This window comes from Bradyrhizobium sp. WSM2793 (genome assembly GCF_000379585.1).
Lineage (GTDB): Bacteria > Pseudomonadota > Alphaproteobacteria > Rhizobiales > Xanthobacteraceae > Bradyrhizobium.
Window position 1 is genome coordinate 208,254 of the sequence record NZ_KB902791.1, and the last position, 25,351, is coordinate 233,604.

Below are 25,351 nucleotides of genomic sequence, written 5' to 3' on the forward strand. Positions count from 1 at the left end.
GCGACCGCTCCATTCCATCTGCAAGAGGCCGTCACGCGACCATGCCGAGCGCCGGATTTGTCCACCTTCACGTTCACTCGGCCTATTCGCTGCTCAAGGGCTCGATCAAGATCGCCAAGTTGGCCGAGCTTGCCAAGAAGGACCACCAGCCGGCGCTGGCGCTGACCGACACCGACAATCTGTTCGGTGCGCTGGAGTTTTCCGACAAGATGGCGGGCTCCGGCATCCAGCCGATCGTCGGCTGCGAGCTGGCGATCGATTTCGGCGACCAGGATCCGAATGCGCGCAACGCGATGGGGCCGTCACGCGTGGTGCTGCTGGCCGCGCAGGAGCGCGGCTATCGCAGCCTGATGCGGCTCAACTCGCGCGCCTTCCTCGAGTCGCCGGATAGCCACGCGCCGTTCGTCAAGCTCGACTGGTTCGAGGGCGAGACCGAAGGGCTGATCGCGCTGACGGGCGGACCCGACGGGCCGATCTCGCTGGCGCTTGCCGGCGGTCATGCCGAGCTTGCCGCCCTGCGCTGCGAGCGTCTGGCCGGCCTGTTCGGCGACCGCCTCTACATCGAATTGCAACGCCACAACACCGAGAAGGAGCGGCGCGTCGAAAGCGGCCTGATCGACATCGCCTACGCCAAGGGACTGCCGCTGGTCGCGACCAACGAGCCGTATTTCGCTGCGACCGACGACTACGAAGCGCATGACGCGCTGCTGTGCATTGCCGGCGGGCGGCTGATCGCCGAGACCGAGCGCGAGCAGCTGACGCCGGATCATCGTTTCAAGACCCGCGCCGAGATGGCGGTGCTGTTCGCCGATATTCCGGAGGCGCTGGCCTCGACGGTGGAGATCGCCGAGCGCTGCTCGTTCCGCCCGATGACGCGCAAGCCGATCCTGCCGTTCTTCACCGTCGGCGCCGCGTCGAGCTCGGATGCCGCCGCAGTCGAGGCCGCGGAGCTGAAGCGCCAGGCGGAGGAGGGGCTCGCCAATCGCCTGCGGGTCCACGGCCTGTCGCAGGGCACGACGGACGAGGATTACAGCAAGCGCCTGGCGTTCGAGCTCGACGTCATCATGCGCATGAAATACGCGGGCTACTTCCTGATCGTGTCCGACTTCATCAAATGGGCGAAGGGCCAGGGCATTCCGGTCGGGCCGGGCCGCGGTTCCGGCGCAGGCTCGCTGGTGGCGTGGGCGCTGACCATCACCGACCTCGACCCGATCAAGTTCGGCCTGCTGTTCGAGCGCTTCCTCAATCCCGAACGCGTCTCGATGCCGGACTTCGACATCGACTTCTGCCAGGACCGCCGCGGCGAGGTGATCAGGTACGTCCAGGAGCGCTACGGCCGCGACCAGGTCGCGCAGATCATCACCTTCGGAACGCTGCAGGCGCGCGGCGTGCTGCGCGACGTCGGCCGTGTGCTGCAGATGCCCTATGGCCAGGTCGACAAGCTGACCAAGCTGGTGCCGCAGAATCCGGCCGCGCCCGTCACGCTCGCGGCCGCAATCGAAAGCGAGCCAAAACTCCAGGCGTTCCGCGACGAAGATCCGATCGTGGCGCGCGCCTTCGATATCGCCCAGCGCCTCGAAGGCCTCACCCGCCACGCCTCGACCCATGCCGCCGGCATCGTGATCGGCGATCGCCCCTTGAGCGAGCTCGTGCCGCTCTACCGCGATCCCAAATCCGACATGCCGGTGACCCAGTTCAACATGAAATGGGTCGAGCCGGCGGGCCTCGTCAAATTCGACTTCCTCGGCCTGAAGACGCTGACGGTGCTCGACGTCGCCTGCAAGCTGCTCAAGCCGCGCAACATCGACGTCGATCTCGCGACGCTGCCGATCGACGATTCCGAGAGCTACCAGATGCTGGCGCGCGGCGAGGTGGTCGGCGTGTTCCAGGTTGAAAGCCAGGGCATGCGGCGCGCGCTCGTCGACATGCGCCCCGACCGTTTCGAGGACATCATCGCGCTGGTGGCGCTGTATCGCCCGGGTCCGATGGCGAACATCCCGACCTATTGCGCGCGCAAGCACGGCGACGAGGAGCCGGAGTATCTGCATCCCGTGCTGGAGCCGATCCTGAAGGAGACCTTCGGTGTCATCATCTACCAGGAACAGGTGATGCAGATCGCGCAGGTGATGTCGGGCTATTCGCTCGGCGACGCCGACCTGCTGCGCCGCGCCATGGGCAAGAAGATCCGCGCCGAGATGGACAAGCAGCGCGACATCTTCGTTGCGGGCGCGGTGAAGAACGGCGTGCCGAAGGGGCAGGCCGAGACCATCTTCGAGCTCCTGGCGAAGTTCGCCGACTACGGCTTCAACAAGAGCCACGCGGCGGCCTATGCGCTGGTGTCCTATCACACCGCCTACATGAAGGCGCATTATCCGGTGGAGTTCATCGCGGCGTCGATGACGCTCGACCTGAACAACACCGACAAGCTCTCGGAATTCCGCTCCGAGGCGCAGCGCCTCGGCATCAAGGTCGAGCCGCCGAACATCAACCGCTCCGGCGCGACCTTCGAGGTCGGCGACAAGGTCATTTACTACGCGCTCGCAGCGCTCAAGGGCGTCGGCATCCAGGCGATCGAGCAGATCATCGAGGAGCGCACCAAGCGCGGGCTGTTTACCTCGCTCGCCGACTTCGCCGCGCGGGTCAATCCGCGCGCGATCAACAAGCGCATCATCGAAAGTCTCGCCGCCGCCGGCGCGTTCGACACGCTGGAGCCGAACCGCGCCCGCGTCTTCGCCGGCGCGGACTCGATCCTGGCCGCCTGCCAGCGCGCGCATCAGGCCGAGACCATCGGCCAGAACGACATGTTCGGCATGTCGGCGGATGCGCCGACCATCATGCTGCCGCAGATCGAGCCCTGGCTGCCGGCCGAAAAGCTCCGCCGCGAATACGACGCCGTCGGCTTCTTCCTGTCGGGCCATCCGCTCGACGATTACGCCACCGTGCTGAAGCGGCTGCGGGTGCAGTCATGGGCCGAATTCTCGCGCGCGGTGAAGACCGGTGCCACCGCCGGCAAGGTCGCGGCCACCGTGGTCTCGCGCATGGAGCGGCGCACCAAGACCGGCAACAAGATGGGCATCATGGGGCTCTCCGATCCCACGGGCCACTTCGAGGCCGTGCTGTTCTCCGAAGGTCTCGCGCAATATCGCGACGTGCTGGAGCCGGGCGCTGCCGTGCTGCTGCAGCTCGGTGCCGAGCTGCAGGGCGAGGACGTCCGCGCCCGCGTGCTGCATGCCGAGCCGCTGGATGACGCCGCCGCCAAGACGCAGAAGGGCCTGCGCATCTTCCTGCGCGACACCAAGCCGCTGGAATCGATCGCCAAGCGCTTGGCCGGTCCCGACATGGCCGCCTCGAACGGCGCCGCGCCGAAGGTCGGCAGTCCCGGTATCGCGCCGCGCTCGAATGGCGACGGCGAGGTCTCGCTGGTGATGATGCTCGACCTCGAGACCGAGGTGGAGATGAAGCTGCCAGGCCGTTTCAAGGTCTCGCCGCAGATTGCCGGCGCGATCAAGGCGGTCGCGGGCGTGGTGGACGTGCAGCAGCTCTGATACTGTCGGCACCGCCGCAAACCAAAGCTTAACTATTTGGCTCCCGCCCGGTTTCGAAGTCGCTCGCACGCAGCTATTAGTTGTTGTTCCGAGAATCTCGATCGGCGAAGCCAGGAAGAACAACAGCCATGTGCGACAAATGCTCTGAAAATCTGCATCAATCGGTTGCCCCCTCCCGGCGCTCGATGATGCTTCTTGCCGCTTCGGCACTCGGAGTGGCGGCGTTTGGCGGGACCGCATTAGCCAAGGAGGCGAAGGCGCCGCCCAAACCCCAGAACGTGCTTTCGCCCGATGCTGCGCTCAAGCGGCTGATGGAGGGCAATTCGCGCTATGTGTCGGGTGTGTCGCGCCGCCACGACTTCACGCATGAGCGCGAAGCGCTGGTCGGCGGTCAGAATCCCTACGCCGCCGTCTTGAGCTGCGCCGATTCGCGCATCGCGCCCGAATATGCGTTCGACAGCGGACGCGGCGATCTGTTCGTGTGCCGCGTTGCCGGAAACTTTGCCGGCGACGAGACGGTTGCGAGCATGGAATACACCGTCGCCGTTCTGGGCACGCCCCTGATCCTGGTGCTCGGCCATGACAATTGCGGCGCGGTCGATGCGACCATCAAGTCGCTGAAGGACGACAAGCCGCTGCCGGGACACATCCCGACGCTGGTCGCCGCGATCGCACCTTCGGTGAAGACGGCGGCCCAGCAGAGCGGAAACGCGCTCGACAACGCTATTCGCCAGAACGTCATCGATAACGTTGCCAAGCTGAAATCGGCCGCCCCGCTTCTCAACGCAGCGGTCGAACAGGGCAAGCTCAAGGTGGTCGGCGGCATCTACCGGCTGAGCACGGGGACCGTCGAGCTGATCGCCCAGGGCTAGAGCCCGGCGTTTGGAGCATCGGGCGTCGTGTGCAGCAGCTCCGACGCCCGGCCCGCGCCATCCACGCGATGGTTGCCGGGCGTTGTTGCAACCTGTCGCTGATTCCAGCTAGCATGAATCCCGGGGAATGGACTGGGGTGTGCGATGCTGCGACGGGGCGCGTTGTTGTTGGCCGTTGGTGTGATGCTGGTGGGCTGTGTCAGCGATCAGGTCGGGACCGACTTTGCCTCTGTGTCAAGAAAGGTCGGGCCTCCGCGCGCCGGGCACTCGCGCGTCGTCCTGCTCCAGGACAAGAGGAATGGCCTCAGCATGGCGATCTGCGCCTGCGAGGTGAAGCTCGACGGTGCTGCACTCGGCAAAATCGTCGCCGGGAAATATGCCTATGCCGATCGTCCCGCGGGTCGCCATGAATTGCTGGTGACGGAGCTGATGTTTCCGGGCGACACCAAGCGCGAGATCGTGATGGAAGCCGGCCGGACGCATTTCTATCTCATCAAGAGCAGCCCCAGGCACGACGCCGCGACGGGCGGCGCGGTCCTCGGCGGCCTGGTCGGGCTTGCGGCTGTTTCCATCGCGACGGCAGGAGAGGCGAATCCCGGGCCGGCCGAACTCATTGCGCTGGACGAGGCGACCGCGCGAACGAAGCTCGCCGAGCTGCAAGCTGTGGAGTAAGGTGAGGCTGACTTGAAGCTGACCTGAAGCTGACGCCAGCAGCGGCGTGGCCACGCCACTGCCTCAATCCGAGCTTTTCGTTCAACCGCCGTTCAGCCGGCCGCGCGCCTCATGCGTGGTGGCACCTCAACTACAGTAGCGGGCAAGCAAGCCATGCGTGGGACGTTCCGAGTCTTCATTTGCCTTCTCCTGCCGATCGTGGCCCTTGCCGCTGGCACGCCGGGAGCAGCAAACGCGCAGCAGCAGGAGAAGCGCATCGCGCTCGTGGTTGGCAACGGCGCTTATGCCAAGTCGCCGCTGGCAACGACTGCGAACGACGCCGGCCTGATCGCGCAGACGCTGCAGGCGGCCGGCTTCGACGTCGTCGGTGCCCGAGATCTCGACGGCGACACGCTGCGCAAGAGTTTTCGCGACTTCATCCAGAAGGCCCAGGCCTCGGGGCCGGGCACGGTCGCGATGATCTATCTCGGCGGCTACGGCGTGCAGCTTGCCGGCGAGAACTATTTCATCCCGGTCGATTCCAACATCACCCGCGACACCGACGTTCCGACCGAGGCGTTGCGGATCAGTGATTATGTGCGCCAGCTCGCCTCGATCCCGCTCAAGGCCAACATCGTCGTGCTCGACGCGGCCCGCGCGCAGCCCTTCATCGAGGGCGGCCAGCCGATCGCGAGCGGTCTGGCGCTGGTCGAGCCGGAGCCGAACATGCTGATCGCGTTCAACGCCGCGCCCGGCACGGTCGCGCCGGAGGAGCCGGGGCCCTACGGCATCTACGCCCAGTCGCTGGCCGAGATGATCCGGACCGGCGGCCTGCCGTTGCCTGAGGTGTTCGACCGCGTTCGCCTGCGCGTCAACGAGGCCTCCAAGGGCGCGCAGGTACCCTGGAACGAGCAGAAGATCTCGGCGCCATTCTCGTTCTTCGAGCGCGGGCCTGACGCGCCGCCGCCGGAGGCCGCGCCCGACCAGGTCGCCGCGATCCGGAGCAGGCCGATCCGCGACCTCGGCGTGCGGGATGCCTATGCCGCCGCGCTCGAGCGCGACACGCTGCCGGCCTATGAGGAGTTTCTCGCCGCCTATCCCGGTGATCCCTTGGCGAAGCGCGTGATGGCGATCGTCGCGGCGCGCCGCGAAGCGATCACCTGGCGACGCACTTACCGGAACGACACGCCGGAAGCCTATTGGTCGTATCTGCGCCGCTATCCGCGCGGGCCGCATGCGGCGGACGCGCGCCGGCGCCTCGCGATCCTCACGGCGCCGGCCGAGCCGCCGCCCAGCTTTGCGATGATCGACTACGACGTGCCGCCACCGCCGCCGGAGGAGGTGGTCTATGTCGACCGTCCGGTGCTGTATTTCAGCGATCCCGATTTCGGCTTCGCGCCGCCACCGCCGCCTCCGGTCTATTATCTGCCGCCGCCGCCGCCGGATTTCGTCGTGTTGCCGCCGCCGCTGCCCGTGGTCGGCCTGTTCGTGCTGCCGCAGCCGGTGTTCGTGCCGATCCCGGTGTTCGTCAGGCCGCCGGTCTATGTCGCGCCGCCGCCGAACAACATCATCTACCAGAACATCCATAATACGACGGTGATCAACACCGTGATCAACCGCCTGCCGGCACCAGCACCGGCTACCGGGGCAGGGGCCGGACCGGGCAATCTGGCGCCAGCGATTGCCGGCCGTGCCAACCCAGCCGGGCCTGCCGTTCCGCAGGCGGTCGTGCAGCGCGCCGCGCTGATCCAGCAGGGCAAGGCGCCGATGCCCCCAAGCGCGACGATCCAGCCGACGGCGAGGCCCGGCGCGCCTCCGGTGACGCCGACGACGGCAGTCGCGCCGACCGCAGCGCCAACGGCTGCGCCGCAGACGGCGCCGACACTTGCTCCGCAGACCAGGCTGCCCCAGGCCAACACGCTGCCGGTTCCTGGTGCCCATGGCGGCCCGCCGCCACCGCCAGCGGGGGCAGGGCCTCTGCCGGGCGGAAGGCCCGTACCGCCGACGGCGACCGCACCCGGTGTGACACCGCCGGCTCGTCCGGCGGCGCCGACCACAGCTGCTCCCGGCACAACGGCCGGTCCCGGCACAACACTGCCTGCTCATTCCAATGCGCCAACGGCTGCCGCGCCGGCAACCGCTGCGCCCGCCGTGACCAACCCGACTGCTGTGCCCGGCCAGCCCCCCAGGCCGCCGGTGGCGCAGACGCCGCCCGGCACCGGGCCTGCGGATCGCGCCAAGTCTGCGACCCGTGAGCCTGCTGGCTCGCCGCCCGCCGGTGCAGGCGCGCCGGCGACACCTCCGGCCGCGGCCGGGAGGCCGATCGCGCCGCCGCCTTCAGCGGCACGTGAGCCGATCAGGCCGCAGCATCTGCCATCTGCGGCCCCGCCGCAGGCGGCCAGGCCGGCTGCACCGCCGCCGCGGCCGCAGGCCGTGGCGCGGCCCACGCCACCACCCCCGCCGCATGTGTCGGCGCCGCCACCGAGGATGGCCGCACCTCCGCCGCCACGCCCGGCTCCTCCGGTTGCCGTCGCGCGGCCGGCGCCTCCGCCCATGGCGCGGCCCGCTCCACCGCCGCCGGTGGCCCGACCGGCACCCCCGCCGCCGCCGCGTATGGCCGTTGCGCCACCACCCCCGCCGCGCCCGGCCGCGCCTCCGCCGCGTCCCGCGCCTCCGCCGCCGGCGGCCAAGAAATGCCCGCCGAACCAGCCCAGATGCTAGTCGGGGCGCTAGGGAGCGGCCCGGTCTCCAGGGAAAGGGCCTCTCGCGGGCGAAAACCGCCTCCGAACGGCCCTTATTTCCTTGCTTCTGGCCGAAATGGCGCTATATAGCGCGCCATCTCACACGGAAACATGGCTCACAAGGCCGTCCGGTGGCAACCGGGGCGAGGACGCTCCGTTTTGCTCACACGTTTCCGGAGGAACCAACCGGAGAATTAGAACGATGGCGCTACCCGATTTCACCATGCGTCAGCTGCTTGAAGCTGGCGTGCACTTTGGTCACCAGTCTCACCGCTGGAATCCGAAAATGGCTCCGTTCATTTTCGGCGCTCGCAACAACATTCACATCGTCGACCTCGCGCAGACCGTGCCGATGCTGCACAACGCCTTGCAGGCGGTCAGCGACACCGTCGCCAAGGGCGGCCGCATCCTGTTCGTCGGCACCAAGCGCCAGGCGCAGGACGGCGTCGCGGACGCTGCCAAGCGCTGCGCGCAGTATTTCGTCAATTCGCGCTGGCTCGGCGGCACGCTGACCAACTGGAAGACGATCTCGGCCTCGATCAAGCGTCTGCGTCACCTCGACGACGTGCTCTCGGGCGGCGATGCCAGCTCCTACACCAAGAAGGAGCGCCTGACGCTTCAGCGCGAGCGCGACAAGCTCGACCGCTCGCTCGGCGGCATCAAGGACATGGGCGGTCTGCCCGACCTGATCTTCGTGATCGACACCAACAAGGAAGACATCGCGATCCAGGAAGCCCAGCGGCTCAACATCCCGGTCGCTGCGATCGTCGACACCAATTCGGACCCGAAGGGCATCACTTATGTGGTGCCGGGCAATGACGACGCCGGTCGTGCGATCGCGCTCTATTGCGACCTGATCGCGCGTGCCGCGATCGACGGCATCTCCCGCGCCCAGGGCGATTCGGGTATCGACGTCGGCGCCTCGGCCCGTCCGCTCGCTGAAGAGCTGCCGGCGGCTTCGTCGAGCGGCTTCCAGGGCCTCGCAGGTCCGCGCGGCACCGCCGACGACCTCAAGAAGCTCCCGGGCGTGTCGGGTGCGATCGAGAAGAAGTTCAACGACCTCGGCATCTTCCACTTCTGGCAGCTCGCCGAGCTCGATCACGACACCGCGCACACGATCGGCGAAGAAGTCGGTCTGCCGAGCCGTGCGGACGCCTGGGTGGCCAAGGCCAAGGCGCTGACCGCGGAAGCGGAATAGTCAAGAGAGCGATGGGTTGGCCGGACAAGATCCGGCCACCATTTCAGTTGACGCGAATCCCTGAGATGGACCGCGGCGGGGCGCTTCGATGCCACGCCGCGGCGAACCAGCAGGCACAAAGGATTTTCAACGATGGCAACGATCACAGCTGCGATGGTCAAGGACCTGCGCGAGTCGACCGGCGCGGGCATGATGGACTGCAAGGCCGCGCTGACCGAAAACGACGGTAACATGGAAGCGGCGCAGGATTGGCTGCGCAAGAAGGGCCTGTCCAAGGCCGCCAAGAAGTCGGGCCGCGTCGCGGCCGAGGGCCTGATCGGCGCCCTGACCAAGGGCACCAAGGGTGTCGTGGTCGAGGTCAACTCCGAAACCGACTTCGTCGCGCGCAATGGCCAGTTCCAGGGCCTCGTCAAAATGGTCGCCCAGGTCGCATTCGACGCTGGCTCCGATGTCGAGAAAATCAAGGCCGCCAAGGTCGGCGACGTCACGGTCGAGGCCGCCATCAATGACGCGATCGCCACCATCGGCGAGAACATGACGCTGCGCCGCGCAGCTTCGCTCGAAGTGAGCCAGGGCGTGGTGTCGAACTACGTCCACGGCGCGGTCGTCGAGGGCGCCGGCAAGATGGGCGTGATCGTGGCGCTGGAATCGCCCGGCAAGGCCGATGAGCTCGCAACGCTCGGCCGCCAGATCGCGATGCACATTGCCGCCGCGAATCCGCTGGCGCTCGATCCGTCCGGCCTCGATCCGGCGGTCGTCAAGCGCGAGAAGGACGTGCTCGCCGACAAATATCGCCAGCAGGGCAAGCCCGAGAACGTGATCGAGAAGATCGTCGAGTCCGGCCTCAAGACCTACTACAAGGAAGTCTGCCTGCTCGAGCAGGCCTTCATCCACGACACCGGCAAGTCGGTGGCGCAGGCGTTGAAGGAAGCCGAAGGCAAGGTCGGCGGCGCTGTGAAGATCGCCGGCTTTGTGCGCTATGCTCTCGGTGAGGGAATCGAGAAGCAGGAAAGCGACTTCGCGGCCGAGGTCGCTGCGGCCAGCGGCAAGAAGTAAGCGCCGGAACGTTCCTTCCGGCGTGCCGCCGGAAGCGGCGCTCGGACAAGGAAAGTGCTCATGTCTGATCCGGTCTATCGTCGCGTCGTGATCAAGCTGTCCGGCGAATATCTCGCGGGACAGCAAGGCTTTGGCATCGATCAGCCGACCGTCGACCGGGTTGCGGACGATCTGATCGCGGCCCGCAAGCTCGGCACCGAGGTTGCAGTCGTGATCGGCGGCGGCAACATCGTGCGCGGCGTCGAGGTCTCCTCCCGCGGTGTGTCGCGCCCGACCGGCGATACCATGGGCATGCTCGCCACCATGATGAACTGCCTCGCGCTGGAAGCGGCGATCGAGCGCAAGGGCACGCCGGCGCGCACGCTGTCGGCCTTCGTCATGCCCGAGATTTCCGAGCTGTTCACCCGCACTGCGGCGCACAAATATCTCGCCGAGGGCCGGATCGTGCTGCTCGGCGGCGGAACCGGCAATCCGTTCTTCACCACCGATACGACCGCGGTGCTGCGCGCCGCCGAAATCGGCGCCCAGGCGGTGCTGAAAGCGACCAATGTCGACGGCGTCTACTCGGCCGATCCGAAGAAGGATCCGTCCGCCACGCGGTTTGACCGGCTGACCCATTCGCAGGCGATCGAGGGCGGCTACAAGGTGATGGATGCGACCGCCTTCGCGCTTGCTCGCGAGACGTCTCTGCCTATCATCGTATTCTCGATCGCGGAGCCGGGTTCGATCGGCGCGATTCTACGTGGCGTCGGCCACGGAACCATTGTCGCCGGCTGACCGCTCATCCGTCGGGTGCCTTTAGGGAAGGTTGCGGAGCGGTCGCCGGGATCTTGAAGGAGAAACGTGATGCCCACGGGTACTTTCGACCTCAACGAAGTGAAGCGCCGCATGCAGGGCGCCGTCCAGTCCCTCAAGCACGAGCTCGGCGGCCTGCGTACGGGGCGCGCCTCCGCCTCGATGCTCGATCCGGTGCAGGTCGACGCCTATGGCAGCCACATGCCGCTTAATCAGCTCGCCACCGTCAGCGTGCCGGAGCCCCGCCTGATTTCGGTGCAGGTCTGGGACAAGTCGATGGTCAAGGCGGTGGAGAAGGCGATCGTCGATTCCAACCTCGGCCTGTCGCCCGCGACCGAAGGCCAGGTGCTGCGCCTGCGCATCCCCGAGCTGAACGAGGAACGGCGCAAGGAACTGGTGAAGGTCGCGCATAAATATGCGGAAGCCGCCAAGGTCGCCGCGCGCCACGTCCGCCGCGATGGCCTCGACGTCCTCAAGAAGCTCGAGAAGAACCACGAAATGTCCGAGGATGACCAGAAGCGCCACGCCGACGAGGTGCAGAAGGCGACCGACGGTACGATCACCGAAATCGACCAGTTGCTGGCCGCCAAGGAAAAAGAAATCCTCACCGTCTGAAGCGCGATGAATGTCATCGCGCTTCAGGTTATTGTAAGCGCATGATCTTTTCGGAAAACCGCTTCGCACTTTTCCGGATCATGCTTTAAGGCCACCTTCAATGTCGAACGCCGCCGCGCCCGCAACGGAAGGACCCGATCGGTCCGAGGCGCCCGCGCATGTCGCCATCATCATGGATGGCAACGGGCGTTGGGCGGCCGCGCGCGGTCTGCCGCGTGCGGAAGGGCATCGCCGCGGCGTCGAGGCCTTGCGTCGCGTCGTGCGTGCCTCGCACGAGCTCGGCATCCGCTACCTCACCATCTTCTCCTTCTCGTCGGAGAACTGGTCGCGTCCGGCGAGCGAGATCGGCGATCTCTTCGGTCTGCTCCGCCGCTTCATCCGCAACGACTTGGCGAGCCTGCATCGCGACGGCGTCAAGGTCCGCATCATCGGCGAACGCGATGGGCTCGAGAGCGACATCTGCGCGCTGCTTAACGAGGCCGAGGAATTGACGCGCGACAACACGCGCCTCACGCTCGTCGTCGCCTTCAATTACGGCTCGCGGCAGGAGATCGCGAAGGCGGCGCAGAAGCTGGCGCGCGAGGTCGCGGAAGGTAAGCGCGATCCTGCCACGATCGACGCCGAGACGCTCGGGGCGCATCTCGATGCGCCCGACATTCCCGATCCCGATCTCATCATCCGCACCAGCGGCGAGCAGCGCCTGTCCAACTTCCTCATGTGGCAGGCCGCCTATAGCGAGCTCGTGTTCGTGCCGATCCACTGGCCCGATTTCGACAAGGCGGCGCTGGAAAGCGCGATCGCCGAATTCGCCAGGCGCGAGCGCCGTTTCGGCGGCCTGGTCGCGAAAACCGCCTCGTGAGCGAACAAGACGCCGCACCGGTGGGCGCCAAGCCTGCCCCGAGCAATCTGGTGATGCGGGTCCTCGCAGCGCTGGTGCTGGCGCCGCTGACCATCGCGGTCGCTTATGCCGGCGGCTGGCTGTGGGCGCTGCTCGTCACCCTGGTGTCGATCGGGCTGTTCGCGGAATGGCTGACGGTGGTGGGCGCGGGCTCGGCCGCGCTGACCGGGGCGGGGACGATCGTCATCGCGATGATGGGGGCCGCCGTCGCTTTTGGCGGGCTGAAGACCTCAATCATCGTCGGCCTCGTCGGCGGCGCGATCGTGACGCTGATCGCGCGCGGCAAGTTCCTCTGGGCGGCGACCGGATTCGCTTATGCAGCGGCAGCGCTGCTGGCCTCGATCCTGGTGCGGAAGGATCTCGTCAACGGCTTCTCTGCGCTGATGTTCGTGCTGCTGGTGGTTTGGGCGACCGATATCGGCGGCTATTTTGCCGGTCGCAGCATCGGCGGGCCGAAGCTCTGGCCGCGCGTGAGCCCGAAAAAGACCTGGTCCGGGGCGCTGGGCGGCTTCGCCGCAAGCCTTCTGGTTGCGGTGGGCTTTGCGGCTTACGGGTTCGGAAAGATGGGACCATTGCTGCTCGTCAGCGCCATCCTTTCGGTGGTGTCGGCACTGGGCGATCTGTTCGAATCCGCGGTAAAGCGGCGCTTCGGTGTCAAGGATTCCAGTCACTTAATTCCCGGCCATGGCGGGCTTATGGACCGCCTGGACGGTTTTGTCGCCGCCATCCTGGCGGCATGGATTATCGGCTTTCTCCGCCATGGTGTGCATAGCGCCGGAAGCGGTCTTATGGTTTGGTGAGGATATGAGCGCGGTTCCATTGCGTAATAACAAGGCTGCGGCGTCCAGCGTCCGCAGCGTCACGGTTCTCGGCGCCACCGGCTCGATCGGCGACAGCACGATGGATCTGCTGCGCGCCTCGCCCGAGCGCTATCGCGTCGAGGCGCTGACGGCGAACGGCAATGTCGAAGCGCTGGCCAAGCTCGCCAAGGAATTCTCCGCGCGCTACGTCGCGATCGCCGACGCCTCCAAGCTCGCCGAGCTCAAGGCCGCGCTCGCCGGGACCAGCACCGAATGCGGCGCCGGCGAAAGCGCGGTGATCGAAGCCGGCGCGCGTCCGGCCGATTGGGTGATGGCGGCGGTGAGCGGCGCTGCCGGATTGAAGCCGGCACTCGCCGCGGTCGACCGCGGCGCGCATGTGGCATTGGCCAACAAGGAATGTTTGGTCTGCGCCGGGGATTTCTTCATGCAGCGCGCCGCCAAGGCCGGCGCCTGCATCCTGCCGGCCGATTCCGAGCACAATGCGCTGTTCCAGGCGCTTGCCTCGGGTAATCGGGACGAACTCGTCCGCGTCATCATCACCGCGTCGGGCGGCCCGTTCCGCACCTGGAAGCCGGCCGACATCGAGCAGGCGACGCTCGAGCAGGCCCTGAAGCACCCGAACTGGAGCATGGGCCAGAAGATCACGATCGATTCGGCGTCGATGATGAACAAGGGGCTCGAGGTGATCGAAGCGTCGTACCTGTTCGCGCTGTCGCCCGACGAGATCGACGTCCTCGTGCATCCGCAGTCGATCATTCACGGCATGGTCGAGTTCTCCGACCGTTCGGTGATGGCCCAGCTCGGCGCGCCTGACATGCGCACCCCCATCGCGCACTGCCTGGGCTGGCCCGACCGGATCAAAGGGCCGGCGGCCAAGCTGGACCTCGCCAAGATCGGCCAGCTGACCTTCGAGGCGCCCGATTTCGAGCGCTTCCCCGGGCTACGGCTGGCTTTCGACTCGCTCCGGACCGGGAAGGGGGCGACCACCGTCTACAATGCGGCCAATGAGGTCGCGGTCGCCGCGTTCATCGCCGGCAAGATCCGGTTCGGCGCGATCGCCCGGCTGGTGGAGGCAACACTGGACGACTGGATCCGCAGCGGGAACCAGGCGCCCCTGACGTCCGCCGATGATGCAATCTCTGTTGACCATGTTGCTCGAAATAGAGCTGCCGCCCTATTGCCTCAAATTGCCTTAAAGGCATCCTAGATGGTTCGGGGCCAGGGCCTTGCGGCGCTGGATGAGGGAATTCGATGATCGACTTTTTTGTCCATAGTTTCAATGCGTTGAGCCATGGGCTCCTCGGCTACGCGGTTCCCTTCCTGTTCGTCCTGACGATCGTCGTGTTCTTCCACGAACTTGGCCATTTCCTGGTCGCGCGCTGGGCGGGCGTTCGCGTGTTGACCTTCTCGCTCGGCTTCGGACCTGAGCTGGTCGGTTTCAATGACCGCCACGGCACCCGCTGGAAGATCTCGGCCATCCCGCTCGGCGGCTACGTCAAGTTCTTCGGCGACGAGAGCGAGGCCTCGACCCCCTCGGCCCAGACGCTCGCGGCCATGACGACCGAGGAGCGCGCCGGCAGCTTCCACCACAAGAAGGTCGGCCCGCGCGCGGCCATCGTCGCGGCCGGACCCATCGCCAATTTCATCCTGGGCGCGCTGATCTTCGCGGGCATGGCGCTGTATTACGGCAAGCCGAGCACGATCGCGCGTGTCGATGGCGTCGTCGCCGATGGCGCCGCGGCCGCGGCCGGCTTCAAGATCGGGGACGTCGTCGTCCAGATCGACGGCAAGCCGATCGAGAGCTTTGCCGACATGCAGCGAATCGTTGCGATGAATGCGGGTTCGGCGCTTGCCTTCCAGGTGAAGCGGGACGGCGCCATCGTCTCGCTGACCGCAACGCCGGCCCTGCTCGAGCGCAAGGATCCGTTCGGCAACAGCCACCGTCTCGGTGTGCTCGGCGTCGAGCACAAATCGCAGGCCGGCGAGGCCTCGACCGCCCCGGTGGGCATCGGTGAGGCGCTCAAGATCGGGGTCGAGCAGGTCTGGTTCATCATCACCAGCACCTTCAAGTTCCTGGGCTCTCTGTTCGTCGGAAATGGCAATCCCAACGAGGTCAGCGGCGTCCTGGGCATCGCGAAGATGTCGGGGCAGGCGGCCAGCGCCGGGTTCCAGTTCGTGATCAATCTGTGCGCGGTGCTGTCGGTGTCGATCGGCCTGCTGAACCTGTTCCCGATCCCGCTGCTCGATGGCGGCCACCTGATGTTCTATGCGGCGGAGGTCGTCCGTGGCCGACCCCTGTCCGAGCGGACTCAGGAGATGGGGTTCCGAATCGGGCTCGGTTTGGTGCTGATGTTGATGGTGTTTGCGACCTATAACGACATCCTGCGGATGGCGGCATCTTGATGGAGGCTTTTTTGTGGCGTTGCTGATGAGCAACGTCTTGGAATGAAATTGAAATTACGGCGCTTTCGGCCGTTTGCGGCGTCGGTGAAATTGGCTACAAGCGGCCTGAACTTGGGGAATCTTCCAGACCGGCGTTGGGGTTGGGTCTGGCTCGGAATGATAAGGGCGCGTTGCGCGATGAAGTTTGGACTGCGACTCCGGGGGGGCTTGCTCGCAACCCTGATCATGTTCGGCGCGCCGGTGATTGCCCCGGTCGGGGCTGTTTTTGTGTCTTCGTCTGCGCTCGCTCAGACCGTGCAGTCGATTTCCGTCGAAGGAAATCGCCGGGTCGAGGTGGAGACGATCCGCTCCTATTTCAAGCCGGGTCCGGGCGGCCGCCTGGATCAAGGCGCCATCGACGACGGCCTCAAGGCCCTGATCGAGACCGGCCTGTTCCAGGACGTGAGAATCAACCGCGGCGGCGGCGGTCAGATCGTCGTCTCCGTGGTGGAAAACCCGGTGATCGGCCGCATCGCCTTCGAGGGCAACAAGAAGATCAAGGACGAGCAGCTCACCACTGAGGTCCAGTCCAAGGCGCGCGGCACCTTCTCCCGCGCCATGGTGCAGTCCGACACGCTGCGAATCGCTGAAATCTACCGCCGGTCCGGCCGCTACGACGTGCGCGTCACGCCCGAGGTCATCGAGCAGCCGAACAACCGCGTCGATCTCATCTTCACGATCGAGGAGGGCGCCAAGACCGGCGTCAAGTCGATCGAGTTCATCGGCAATGTCGCATTCTCGTCCTATCGCCTCAGGGACGTCATCAAGACCCGCGAATCGAACCTGCTGAGCTTCCTGGCCAGCGGCGACATCTATGATCCCGACCGCGTCGAAGCCGACCGCGACCTGATCCGCCGCTTCTATCTCAAGAACGGTTTCGCCGACGTCCAGGTGGTGGCCGCGCTCACCGAATACGATCCGGAGAAGAAGGGCTTCAACGTCACCTTCAAGATCGAGGAAGGATCGCAGTACCGCGTCGGCGCGATCGACTTCCGCTCCAGCATTCCGAACTTCGATCCCTCGTCGATGCGCGCCTATTCGCGCGTCAATGTCGGCTCGCTCTACAACGTCGAATCGGTCGAGAAGTCGGTCGAGGAGATGCAGATCGAGGCCTCGCGCCGCGGCTATGCCTTCGCCGTGGTCCGGCCCGGCGGCGACCGCAATTTCGAGGCGCACACCGTTTCCGTCGTGTTCAACATCGACGAAGGTCCGCGCACCTATATCGAGCGCATCAACCTGCGCGGCAACACGCGTACCCGCGATTACGTGATCCGCCGCGAGTTCGATATCTCCGAGGGCGACGCCTACAACCGCGCCCTGGTCGACCGTGCCGAGCGGCGCCTGAAGAACCTCGACTATTTCAAGAGCGTGAAGATCACGACGGAGCCCGGCTCGTCGAGCGATCGCGTCGTCCTGATCGTCGACATGGAAGAGAAATCGACCGGCGACTTCTCGATCTCGGGCGGTTACTCCACCACCGACGGTGCGCTGGCCGAAGTCTCGATCTCCGAACGCAACCTGCTTGGCCGCGGTCTGTTCGCCAAGGCGTCGGTGACCTATGGCCAATACGCACGCGGCTACTCGCTGTCGTTCGTCGAGCCGTATCTGCTCGACTACCGCGTCGCGCTCGGCCTCGACCTCTATCAGCGCCAGCAGCTGTCCAACAGCTACATCTCCTACGGCACCAAGACGCTCGGCTTCTCGCCGCGCCTCGGCTTCTCCTTGCGTGAAGATCTGGCGCTCCAGCTGCGCTACTCGATCTACCAGCAGGAAATCACCCTGCCGAACTACCTGGCGAACTGTAACAACGTTGCCGGCTCAGCGGCCTTTAATCCAAGCCCGGCTTACGCCGCCGCTAACGGTATCAGTCTTGTCTCCACCAACGGCCTCGGCTGCTACAGCGACGGTGAAGCCTCGCTGCCGGTGCGCAAGGAGCTTGCCAACGGCAAGACTTTGACCTCGGCGCTCGGCTACACGCTGACCTACAACACGCTGGACAACAACAAGAACCCCACCGACGGTCTGCTCATCGACTTCCGTCAGGATTTCGCCGGCGTCGGCGGCGACGTCTCCTACATGAAGTCGGTCATCGATGCGAAGTACTACACTCCGCTGGTGTCGGACATCGTCGGCCTCGTCCGCCTGCAGAGCGGCATGCTGAACAAGATGGGCAGCGATCTGCGCATGCTCGATCACTTCCAGATGGGTTCGAACCTCGTCCGCGGCTTTGCTCCGAACGGCATCGGCCCGCGCGATTTGAATCCGTTCGGTACGCAGGACGCCCTCGGCGGCACCAAGTACTGGGGCGCTTCGCTCGAATTGCAGATGCCGTTCTGGTTCCTGCCGAAGGAAGTGGGTCTGAAGGGTGCGGTTTATGCCGACGCCGGCGGCCTCTACGACTACCAAGGACCAACCAGCTGGGCGTTTAACGGCGTCTCAGGCACCAACGAAGTCAATGCACCTGGTTGTATCCCGTCGTCGATCAATCCATCGAGCGCCGGAACCTGTACCGGCCTCGTGTATGACGACAGCAAGGTGGTCCGCTCGTCGGTTGGTGTCGGCCTGATCTGGCAGTCGCCGTTCGGTCCGCTGCGCTTCGACTACGCCGTGCCGCTCAGCAAGGGCAAGTACGATCGCACGCAGGAGTTCCGGTTCGGCGGCGGCACCACGTTCTAATTCGATCAGCACGGCACGATCCGGATCACTGGAACCGGTTTCCGAAAGGGATCGTGCCGATCCAAGAGATGGAGCATGATGCGGCTCGACCGCTTCATGCCGAAGCCGGACCGCGACGGGGTGGAATGGCGCAGCCGACCTTCTTCACAAAGCCGCCTGCCTCAACGCTGGCTGACATCGCCACGCTGACCAAGGCGCAGCTGGTCGATCCCGCCAGGGGCGGCCACATCATCACGGGCCTAGCTTCGCTTGACGAAGCGGGCCCGATGCATCTGGCGTTCTTCGACAACCTCAAATACGCCGATGAGCTCAAGGCGACCAAGGCCGGCGCTTGCCTGGTGAGCCCGCGCTTCGAGCCCCAGGTGCCCGCGCACGTGGCCGTGCTGCGGGCGGCGCAGCCGTTCCGGGCCTTTGTCAGGATCGCGCGGGAATGGCACGGCGAAGCGCTGAGGCCGCAATCCTGGGTCGGCAATGAGGGCATCGCGCCGTCGGCGATCATCGATCCCTCGGCCCGGCTCGAGGACGGCGTGATCGTCGATCCCCTGGCCGTGATCGGCCCGGATGTGGAGATCGGCAGCGGCACGGTGGTCGGCGTCGGGGCCGTGATCGGGCCTGGCGTCAAGATCGGCCGGGACTGCAATGTCGGCGCGCGCACCGCGATCCAGTGCGCCCTGATCGGCAACAATGTGCTGATCCATCCCGGCTGCTCGATCGGCCAGGACGGCTACGGCTTCATTTTCTTCGGCCCCGAGGGCCATCTGAAGGTGCCCCAGACCGGGCGGGTGCTGATTCAGAACGACGTCGAGGTCGGCGCCGGGACCACGATCGACCGCGGCAGCTTGCGCGACACCGTGATCGGCGAGGGGACGAAAATCGACAATCAGGTCCAGATCGGTCACAATGTCACGATCGGACGGCACTGCCTGTTGGCTGCCCAGATCGGGCTCGCCGGCAGCCTGTCCATTGGCGACAACGTGGCACTCGGAGCGAAGGTTGGCATCAACAACCACCTCAAGATCGGGGACGGGGCCCAGGTGACCGCGATGAGCGGCGTCAAGGACGACATCCCGCCGGGCGGACGCTGGGGTGGCTTTTTCGCCAAGCCGACCAAACAATGGTTCAAGGAGATCATCGCGGTGGAGCGCTTGGTACGCGACAGCAGGGCTGATCCGAAGGATGAGGGACGGGAATGACGGCGGAATCACCTGTTAAGTTCGAGCTGGTGGACATCAATGCCATCCTCCAGACGCTGCCGCACCGCTTTCCGATGCTGCTGATCGACCGCGTGATCAACATCCGCGCCGACTATAGCGGCATCGGCATCAAGAACGTCACCTTCAACGAGCCGGCCTTCCAGGGGCATTTCCCGGAGCGCCCGGTCTATCCCGGCGTCATGATGATCGAGGCGATGGCGCAGACCGCGGGCGTGATCGGCATCAAGTCCGTCGAAGGGACCGAAAAGCCGCGGGCGGTCTATTTCCTCACCATCGACAAGTGCAAATTCCGCAAGCCCGTGCTGCCCGGCGATACCATCGAGTATCACATGCGCTCGGTCGGCCGCCGCAAGGCCATGTGGTGGTTTCACGGCGACGCCAAGGTCAACGGGCAGGTGGTCGCGGAAGCCGACGTCGGCGCCATGCTGACGGACTGAGCGGCACGCGGGCCGCGCTGGACGGATTCCTCACGCGCCGCAATCGTAGCGGCCGCCGGGTGCCTCGCGCTTAATGTTTTGGTTGAAGAACTGGCCCATGGACGGTGCGCCCAGGAGACGGTCGGCTGTCTCGGCCGCGACGCCGCAATAGCGCGTATAGCTGCCGCCAGTCGCGACGACGAGGTCGCGCTGCGTACGGTCGTAGCAGACGCGCTGAAGCACCGTGCTGCGGTTGATGTCGCGGCATTCGAATGTCGCGAGGTCGATAGGGTGGCGTTCGCCGGTCTCGATCGTCTCGGACACGATCGGTGCGGCCGCGAGCTGTGCGAGCAGAAGTGCCAGGGCCCTGACCATGAAAGCTGAAGCTCCGCATGAAGTTGTTGAGGAACCGGGAAGGCACCTCATCCGGTACTTGAAACAGGCAGAGATGATACGTCACTGGACAGATCGGGCATAGTCGCGCTAACCACCGGAAAACTGAGCGACTTCAACGCATAACCAGACCTTCTTGACGAGTAAGATTGCTTGATGAGCAAGATTGATCCCACCGCACGGGTCGAGGACGGCGCCGTGATCGGCGAGGGCACCGAGATCGGGCCGTATTGCATCATCGGCTCAAATGTCGTGATCGGCGCAAACTGCAAGCTGATTGGGCATGTGCATATCACCGCGCAGACGACCATCGGCGATGATTGCACCATCTATCCGTTTGCCTCCCTGGGCACGCCACCGCAGTCGCTGAGCTACCGGGGCGAGCTGACGAAGCTCCGGATCGGATCGGGCTGCACCATACGGGAATCCGTGACGATGAACGCCGGCACGGTCGCCGGCGGTGGTATCACCACGGTCGGCGATCGCGGCTACTTCATGAATTGCAGCCACGTCGGCCATGACTGCCATGTGGGCAACGACGTGATCTTCGCGACCTCGGCGACGCTCGGCGGTCACGCCGAGATCGGCGATTTCGTCTTCATCGGCGGCCTCTCCGCAGTGCACCAGTTTACCCGCATCGGACCGCAGGTCATGGTCGGCGGCGTGTGCGGCGTGCGCGATGACATCATCCCGTTTGGGCTGGTCAATGGCCAATATGCGGCGCTGGAAGGCCTCAACCTGATCGGCATGAAGCGGCGCAAGTTCACCAAGCAGCGACTGGCGACGGTGCGCGGGTTCTATCAAAAGCTCTTCCACGGCCCCGGCACCTTCGCCGAGCGGCTGGAGTCGGCGCGGCCGCTCGCGGGCGAAGATCCGGCGATCGCCGAAATCCTCGACTTCATCGGCAAGGGCAAGCGCCCGCTCTGTCTTCCCGCCATTGCGAAGTGATTTCGGGATGGCCGCGGACATGACATCGGCGGCGTCGGACATCTCATCGCCGGTCGGCATCGTCGCCGGCGGAGGCGCGATGCCGTTTGCGGTTGCCGACTCGCTTGCCGCCCGCGGCATCACGCCGGTGCTGTTTCCGCTGCGCGGGGCCTGCGATCCCGCGCGGGTGGAGAAATTCCGCCATCGCTGGATCTCGGTCGGCCAGCTCGGTCGCGCAATGCGGCTGTTCCGCGAGGAGGGCTGCCGCGACCTGATCTTCATCGGCACATTGGTGCGGCCCTCGCTCTCCGAGATCCGGTTCGACGTCAAGACGATGCGGCTGCTCGGCAATGTCATCCGCGCCTTTCGCGGCGGCGACGATCATCTCCTGTCCGGCGTCGGCCGCATCCTCGAGCAGGACGGCTTTCGCATGGTCGGCATCAAGGACCTCGCACCCGATCTCCTGATGCCCGAAGGCTGCATCAGTCGCGCCTGGCCCAGCGATACCAGCAAGACCGACATCGCGCGCGGCCGCGCAGTGCTGACCGCGCTCGGCCCGTTCGACATCGGCCAGGCTGCGGTGGTGATCGACGGCCATGTGGTGGCGGTCGAGGACATCGAGGGCACCGACGCGCTGCTCGCGCGCGTCGCGCGGCTGCGCGAGGAGGGACGCATTCGCGCGGCCGCCGGCCGCGGCGTTCTGGTGAAGGCGCCGAAGAGCGGCCAGGATCTGCGCTTCGACCTGCCGACGATCGGCCCGCGCACCATCGAGGGCGTCGCGGCAGCCGGCCTTGCGGGCCTCGCCGTCATCGCCGGCAACACCATCGCCGCCGAACCGCAGGCGATGATCGGCCTCGCGGACGCCAAATATCTCTTCGTCATCGGACTGCCGGCGTGATGCAGTCGCGCGATCCCAAGCGCAAGATCTTCCTGATCGCCACGGAGGAATCCGGTGACCGGCTCGGCAGTGCCTTGATGAAGGTGCTGCGCCAGCGCCTCGGCGACGGCGTGCAGTTCGTCGGCGTCGGCGGACGTACCATGGCCCGCGAGGGGCTGGAATCGCTGTTTCCGATCGAGGAGCTGTCGATCGTCGGCTTCGCCGCGGTGGTGCAGCAATTGCCGAAAATTCTGCGGCTGATCCGCGAGACGGCCGACGCCGTGGCCGAGGCGGCGCCGGACGCGCTCGTCATCATCGACAGTCCCGACTTCACCCATCGCGTCGCCCGCCGCGTGCGCGCGAAGAATCCTGAGATCCCGGTTGTCGATTACGTCTCGCCCCAGCTCTGGGCGTGGCGGCCGGGGCGGGCGCGGACCATGCTCGGTTATGTCGACCATGTGCTCGGTCTGCTGCCGTTCGAGCCCGAGGAATACCGCAAGCTCGGCGGACCGCCATGCAGCTATGTCGGCCATCCCCTCATCGAGCAATTGCCCTCGCTGCGGCCGAACGCAGAGGAGCAGGCACGTCGCGACAGTGAGCCGCCGGTGCTGCTGGTGCTGCCCGGCAGCCGCCGCAGCGAGGTCAGGCACCATCTCGACGTGTTTGGCGGGGTGCTCGGCCGCTTGCAGGCGGAAGGCCGTGCCTTCGAACTGATACTGCCGACGATGCCGCATCTGGAAGCCACCATCCGCGAGGGCATCGCGAGCTGGCCGGTCAAGCCAAGGGTTGTGACCGGCGAGAACGAGAAGCGCGCCGTGTTCCGGATCGCGCGTGCGGCGCTGGCCAAGTCCGGTACGGTGACGCTGGAGCTCGCACTGTCGGGTATTCCGATGGTGACAGCCTACCGCGTCGGTGCAATCGAGGCCTTCATCCTGCGCCGCGCGATCCGCGTCTCCTCGGTGATCCTCGCCAATCTCGTGATCGGCAGGGATGTGATTCCGGAGTACCTGCAGGAGGAGTGCACGCCGGAGAAACTGGCGCCGGCGCTCGCCGAGGTGCTGACGGATTCGCCGCTGCGCAAGCAGCAGGTCGAGGCCTTTGCCCAGCTCGATGAGATCATGTCGACCGGCAACAAGTCACCGAGCGTGCTCGCCGCCGACATCGTGCTGGCAACGATGCGCAAGGGCAGGCGGTAACGGAGGTCTCGCAGGGTGGGCAAAGGCGCGTCGCGCCGTGCCCACGATTCGTCGCGATGAGAAGAATTCGTGGGCACGCTTCGCTTTGCCCACCCTACGAGACCGTGAACGTTGCGCCATTGTGGCCGGATCAAGTTCTACGCAAGTCCTGCATCCACCCGAAAACACTGGCTGGTGATGCGCTGGCTTTCGTCGGAGGCGAGGAACAGCGCCATATTGGCGACGTCCTCGGGCGTCACTGCGTCTGGTACGGCCTGACGCGAGCGCATCTGGACGATGACCTGCTCGTCCGGATACCACAGCCGGCGCTGGCGCTCGGTGATCACCATGCCCGGTGCAATCGCATTGACGCGGATGCGGTCGGGGCCGACCAGCCGGGCGAGCGAGTTGGTGAAACCGACGATCGCCGCCTTTGCCCCGGCGTAGACCGGCAGCCCCGGCGCCCCGCGCATCCAGGCGATCGACGACATGTTGATGATCGACCCGCCGCCGCGCGCCTGCATCTGCGGCACCACCGCTTGCGCGGCAAAGAAGACGTGCTTGAGATTGACGCCGATCATCCAGTCGAACTCTGCCGGCGTCACTTCGGCCAGCACCTGGCGTTGATCATTAGCGGCGTTGTTGACGAGCACTGCGGCATCCCCGAGCGATCGCTGCACCTGTGCCATGGCGGCGCGCAAGGCCTCGATGTCCAGGAGGTCGCATGGCAAGAACAAGGGCGCGGTTTCGGACGCAGCGCTCACCTCCGCGACCAGAGCCCCGCCGGCTTCTTCATCCACATCGAGGAACGCAACGCGCGCTCCCTGCGCCACGAAGGCGCGCACGAAGGCGGCCCCGATGCCGCTGGCGCCGCCGGTGATCAGTACGACGCGGTCCGCAAGTCCGGCATAGCTCGTCTTTGTCATGCGATCAGTCGCTCCGTCTCGGGGTCGAACAGGCAGATGCGGCGCGTGTCGAGCGCGAAGGGGGCTGCCGTCCCCGGCGGGGGGCGGATGTCCGGCGTGATGCGCGCCAGTGCAGACTCGCCGCCGAGCCTCAGCAGCACGATGGTTTCGGCGCCGGTGGGCTCGACCATCTCCACCGGCGCGTGGACGACGATGGGTGCACCGCCGGAGAACACGCGGTTGCCCTCCGCGATGCATTCCGGCCTGATCCCGAACACCACCTCGCGGCCGAGATAAGGTGCCGCGGCATCGTATCCCTGCAGACGAAGGCGAACTTCGTCCGGCCGCCCGGCGCCAATCACGACCACAGGACCACCGGCGTCAGCCTCGAGCCGCGCCGGCATGGTGTTCATCGGCGGCGAGCCCATGAAGCGTGCGACGAACAGATTGGCGGGATAGCGGTACACGGTATCGGGATCGGCAAACTGCTGCACCACGCCGCGATGCATCACGGCGATCCGGGTCGCCATCGTCATCGCCTCGATCTGGTCGTGGGTGACGTAGATGATGGTCGCGCCGATGCGCTGGTGCAGCCGCTTGATCTCCATCCGCATCTCGACGCGCAGTTTTGCGTCGAGATTGGACAGCGGCTCGTCGAACAGGAAGAGCAGGGGATCGCGCACCAGCGCACGGCCCATCGCCACCCGCTGGCGCTGGCCGCCGGAGAGCTGCGATGGCTTGCGGCCGAGCAGTGCCTCGATCTGGAGCAGTTTCGCGACATTCGCGACCGCAGCGTCTTGCTCCGCTTTGGGTACGTGACGGCATTCCATGCCGAAGGTGATGTTCTGGCGTACCGTCATCGACGGGTAGAGCGCATAGGACTGGAACACCATCGCGATGTCCCGATCCTTGGGTGGGACGTCATTGACCACGCGTCCGCCGATCTCGACGGTCCCTGCGCTCGGATGATCGAGCCCGGCGACGATGTTGAGCAGCGTGGACTTGCCGCAGCCGGACGGTCCAACCAGCACCGTGAACTCGCCGCTTTCGATGTCGAGATCGACGCCCTTCAGCACCTCCAGATTGGCGTAGCGCTTCGACAGGGTTCGAATGCTCAGTGCTGCCATGACAACT

Annotated in this window: 21 protein-coding genes; 18 read left to right on the forward strand and 3 right to left on the reverse strand. The window is 65.8% G+C overall.

Features of this window, described 5'->3' with window-relative positions; all coding sequences use genetic code 11:
* Window positions 1–41 precede the first annotated feature (41 nt).
* The 15 genes from dnaE (at window position 42) to fabZ (ending at window position 19,961) form a co-directional block, all read left to right on the forward strand.
* Window positions 42–3,545, forward strand: coding sequence for a DNA polymerase III subunit alpha (dnaE, locus tag A3AS_RS0124505; RefSeq protein ID WP_018320199.1), 3,504 nt, complete (start codon window positions 42–44; stop codon window positions 3,543–3,545).
* Window positions 3,546–3,673: 128 nt separating this feature from the next.
* The gene (locus A3AS_RS0124510; protein WP_018320200.1) at window positions 3,674–4,417 is read left to right on the forward strand and encodes a carbonic anhydrase; all 744 of its coding nucleotides are present in this window, start codon (window positions 3,674–3,676) and stop codon (window positions 4,415–4,417) included.
* Between the two features lie 144 nt (window positions 4,418–4,561).
* Window positions 4,562–5,089, forward strand: coding sequence for a DUF2846 domain-containing protein (locus tag A3AS_RS0124515; protein ID WP_018320201.1), 528 nt, complete (start codon window positions 4,562–4,564; stop codon window positions 5,087–5,089).
* A gap of 153 nt (window positions 5,090–5,242) precedes the next feature.
* Window positions 5,243–7,789, forward strand: coding sequence for a caspase domain-containing protein (locus A3AS_RS0124520; protein ID WP_018320202.1), 2,547 nt, complete (start codon window positions 5,243–5,245; stop codon window positions 7,787–7,789).
* 222 nt (window positions 7,790–8,011) lie between these two features.
* Window positions 8,012–9,007 carry a 30S ribosomal protein S2 gene (locus tag A3AS_RS0124525; protein ID WP_018320203.1) on the forward strand — a complete coding sequence of 332 codons (996 nt, stop codon included), beginning with the start codon at window positions 8,012–8,014 and terminating at the stop codon, window positions 9,005–9,007.
* 132 nt (window positions 9,008–9,139) lie between these two features.
* Window positions 9,140–10,063, forward strand: a complete 924-nt coding sequence (gene tsf / locus A3AS_RS0124530; RefSeq protein ID WP_018320204.1) for a translation elongation factor Ts — start codon at window positions 9,140–9,142, stop codon at window positions 10,061–10,063.
* Window positions 10,064–10,123: 60 nt separating this feature from the next.
* Window positions 10,124–10,840, forward strand: a complete 717-nt coding sequence (pyrH, locus tag A3AS_RS0124535) for a UMP kinase (protein WP_026202317.1) — start codon at window positions 10,124–10,126, stop codon at window positions 10,838–10,840.
* Window positions 10,841–10,909: 69 nt separating this feature from the next.
* Window positions 10,910–11,473 carry a ribosome recycling factor gene (frr, locus tag A3AS_RS0124540; protein WP_026202318.1) on the forward strand — a complete coding sequence of 188 codons (564 nt, stop codon included), beginning with the start codon at window positions 10,910–10,912 and terminating at the stop codon, window positions 11,471–11,473.
* Window positions 11,474–11,573: 100 nt separating this feature from the next.
* Window positions 11,574–12,332, forward strand: coding sequence for an isoprenyl transferase (locus tag A3AS_RS0124545; protein ID WP_018320207.1), 759 nt, complete (start codon window positions 11,574–11,576; stop codon window positions 12,330–12,332).
* Window positions 12,329–13,171, forward strand: a complete 843-nt coding sequence (locus A3AS_RS0124550) for a phosphatidate cytidylyltransferase (protein ID WP_018320208.1) — start codon at window positions 12,329–12,331, stop codon at window positions 13,169–13,171. Before A3AS_RS0124545 ends, A3AS_RS0124550 begins: the two co-directional genes overlap by 4 nt.
* 4 nt (window positions 13,172–13,175) lie before the next feature.
* Complete coding sequence (gene dxr, locus A3AS_RS0124555; protein WP_018320209.1) at window positions 13,176–14,399, forward strand: 1-deoxy-D-xylulose-5-phosphate reductoisomerase; 1,224 nt, start codon at window positions 13,176–13,178, stop codon at window positions 14,397–14,399.
* A gap of 44 nt (window positions 14,400–14,443) precedes the next feature.
* Entirely contained in the window at window positions 14,444–15,595 is a 1,152-nt protein-coding gene (rseP, locus tag A3AS_RS0124560) for an RIP metalloprotease RseP (RefSeq protein ID WP_018320210.1), read from the forward strand.
* A 177-nt stretch (window positions 15,596–15,772) separates the two neighbouring features.
* A complete protein-coding gene (gene bamA / locus A3AS_RS0124565; RefSeq protein WP_018320211.1) occupies window positions 15,773–18,310 on the forward strand; it encodes an outer membrane protein assembly factor BamA in 2,538 nt (845 codons plus the stop codon).
* A gap of 125 nt (window positions 18,311–18,435) precedes the next feature.
* On the forward strand, window positions 18,436–19,503 hold the full coding sequence (gene lpxD / locus A3AS_RS0124570; RefSeq protein WP_018320212.1) for a UDP-3-O-(3-hydroxymyristoyl)glucosamine N-acyltransferase: 1,068 nt from the start codon (window positions 18,436–18,438) through the stop codon (window positions 19,501–19,503).
* A complete protein-coding gene (gene fabZ / locus A3AS_RS0124575; protein WP_018320213.1) occupies window positions 19,500–19,961 on the forward strand; it encodes a 3-hydroxyacyl-ACP dehydratase FabZ in 462 nt (153 codons plus the stop codon). The genes lpxD and fabZ overlap by 4 nt, the downstream gene beginning before the upstream one ends.
* A gap of 30 nt (window positions 19,962–19,991) precedes the next feature.
* Here the strand turns inward: fabZ and A3AS_RS0124580 are convergent, their stop codons facing one another.
* Window positions 19,992–20,315 (reverse strand): KTSC domain-containing protein, encoded by a 324-nt coding sequence (locus A3AS_RS0124580; RefSeq protein ID WP_018320214.1) that lies wholly within the window; start codon window positions 20,313–20,315, stop codon window positions 19,992–19,994.
* A 174-nt stretch (window positions 20,316–20,489) separates the two neighbouring features.
* Between A3AS_RS0124580 and lpxA the strand changes: the two genes are divergently transcribed.
* Genes lpxA through lpxB form a run of 3 tightly spaced genes read left to right on the forward strand, consistent with a single transcriptional unit; the run spans window position 20,490 to window position 23,333 of the window.
* Complete coding sequence (gene lpxA, locus A3AS_RS0124585) at window positions 20,490–21,281, forward strand: acyl-ACP--UDP-N-acetylglucosamine O-acyltransferase (RefSeq protein ID WP_018320215.1); 792 nt, start codon at window positions 20,490–20,492, stop codon at window positions 21,279–21,281.
* Window positions 21,282–21,300: 19 nt separating this feature from the next.
* Entirely contained in the window at window positions 21,301–22,158 is an 858-nt protein-coding gene (locus A3AS_RS0124590) for an LpxI family protein (protein ID WP_049814974.1), read from the forward strand.
* Window positions 22,155–23,333 (forward strand): lipid-A-disaccharide synthase, encoded by a 1,179-nt coding sequence (lpxB, locus tag A3AS_RS0124595; RefSeq protein ID WP_018320217.1) that lies wholly within the window; start codon window positions 22,155–22,157, stop codon window positions 23,331–23,333. The genes A3AS_RS0124590 and lpxB overlap by 4 nt, the downstream gene beginning before the upstream one ends.
* Window positions 23,334–23,470: 137 nt before the next feature.
* On the opposite strand, the gene A3AS_RS0124600 is transcribed toward lpxB, so the two are convergent.
* Together A3AS_RS0124600 and A3AS_RS0124605 are read right to left on the reverse strand one after the other, a co-directional pair.
* Window positions 23,471–24,238 (reverse strand): SDR family NAD(P)-dependent oxidoreductase, encoded by a 768-nt coding sequence (locus A3AS_RS0124600; protein ID WP_018320218.1) that lies wholly within the window; start codon window positions 24,236–24,238, stop codon window positions 23,471–23,473.
* A complete protein-coding gene (locus A3AS_RS0124605) occupies window positions 24,235–25,344 on the reverse strand; it encodes an ABC transporter ATP-binding protein (protein ID WP_018320219.1) in 1,110 nt (369 codons plus the stop codon). The genes A3AS_RS0124600 and A3AS_RS0124605 overlap by 4 nt, the downstream gene beginning before the upstream one ends.
* Window positions 25,345–25,351 lie beyond the last annotated feature (7 nt).

Excerpts from the sequence above, each read along its gene's own strand:
- dnaE (WP_018320199.1), top strand. The coding sequence starts at position 42 with ATGCCGAGCGCCGGATTTGTCCACCTTCACGTTCACTCGGCCTATTCG.
- A3AS_RS0124510 (WP_018320200.1), top strand. The coding sequence starts at position 3,674 with ATGTGCGACAAATGCTCTGAAAATCTGCATCAATCGGTTGCCCCCTCC.
- A3AS_RS0124515 (WP_018320201.1), top strand. The coding sequence starts at position 4,562 with ATGCTGCGACGGGGCGCGTTGTTGTTGGCCGTTGGTGTGATGCTGGTG.
- A3AS_RS0124520 (WP_018320202.1), top strand. The coding sequence starts at position 5,243 with ATGCGTGGGACGTTCCGAGTCTTCATTTGCCTTCTCCTGCCGATCGTG.
- A3AS_RS0124525 (WP_018320203.1), top strand. The coding sequence starts at position 8,012 with ATGGCGCTACCCGATTTCACCATGCGTCAGCTGCTTGAAGCTGGCGTG.
- tsf (WP_018320204.1), top strand. The coding sequence starts at position 9,140 with ATGGCAACGATCACAGCTGCGATGGTCAAGGACCTGCGCGAGTCGACC.
- pyrH (WP_026202317.1), top strand. The coding sequence starts at position 10,124 with ATGTCTGATCCGGTCTATCGTCGCGTCGTGATCAAGCTGTCCGGCGAA.
- frr (WP_026202318.1), top strand. The coding sequence starts at position 10,910 with ATGCCCACGGGTACTTTCGACCTCAACGAAGTGAAGCGCCGCATGCAG.
- A3AS_RS0124545 (WP_018320207.1), top strand. The coding sequence starts at position 11,574 with ATGTCGAACGCCGCCGCGCCCGCAACGGAAGGACCCGATCGGTCCGAG.
- dxr (WP_018320209.1), top strand. The coding sequence starts at position 13,176 with ATGAGCGCGGTTCCATTGCGTAATAACAAGGCTGCGGCGTCCAGCGTC.
- rseP (WP_018320210.1), top strand. The coding sequence starts at position 14,444 with ATGATCGACTTTTTTGTCCATAGTTTCAATGCGTTGAGCCATGGGCTC.
- bamA (WP_018320211.1), top strand. The coding sequence starts at position 15,773 with ATGAAGTTTGGACTGCGACTCCGGGGGGGCTTGCTCGCAACCCTGATC.
- lpxD (WP_018320212.1), top strand. The coding sequence starts at position 18,436 with ATGGCGCAGCCGACCTTCTTCACAAAGCCGCCTGCCTCAACGCTGGCT.
- fabZ (WP_018320213.1), top strand. The coding sequence starts at position 19,500 with ATGACGGCGGAATCACCTGTTAAGTTCGAGCTGGTGGACATCAATGCC.
- A3AS_RS0124580 (WP_018320214.1), bottom strand. The coding sequence starts at position 20,315 with ATGGTCAGGGCCCTGGCACTTCTGCTCGCACAGCTCGCGGCCGCACCG.
- lpxA (WP_018320215.1), top strand. The coding sequence starts at position 20,490 with ATGAGCAAGATTGATCCCACCGCACGGGTCGAGGACGGCGCCGTGATC.
- A3AS_RS0124590 (WP_049814974.1), top strand. The coding sequence starts at position 21,301 with ATGACATCGGCGGCGTCGGACATCTCATCGCCGGTCGGCATCGTCGCC.
- A3AS_RS0124600 (WP_018320218.1), bottom strand. The coding sequence starts at position 24,238 with ATGACAAAGACGAGCTATGCCGGACTTGCGGACCGCGTCGTACTGATC.
- A3AS_RS0124605 (WP_018320219.1), bottom strand. The coding sequence starts at position 25,344 with ATGGCAGCACTGAGCATTCGAACCCTGTCGAAGCGCTACGCCAATCTG.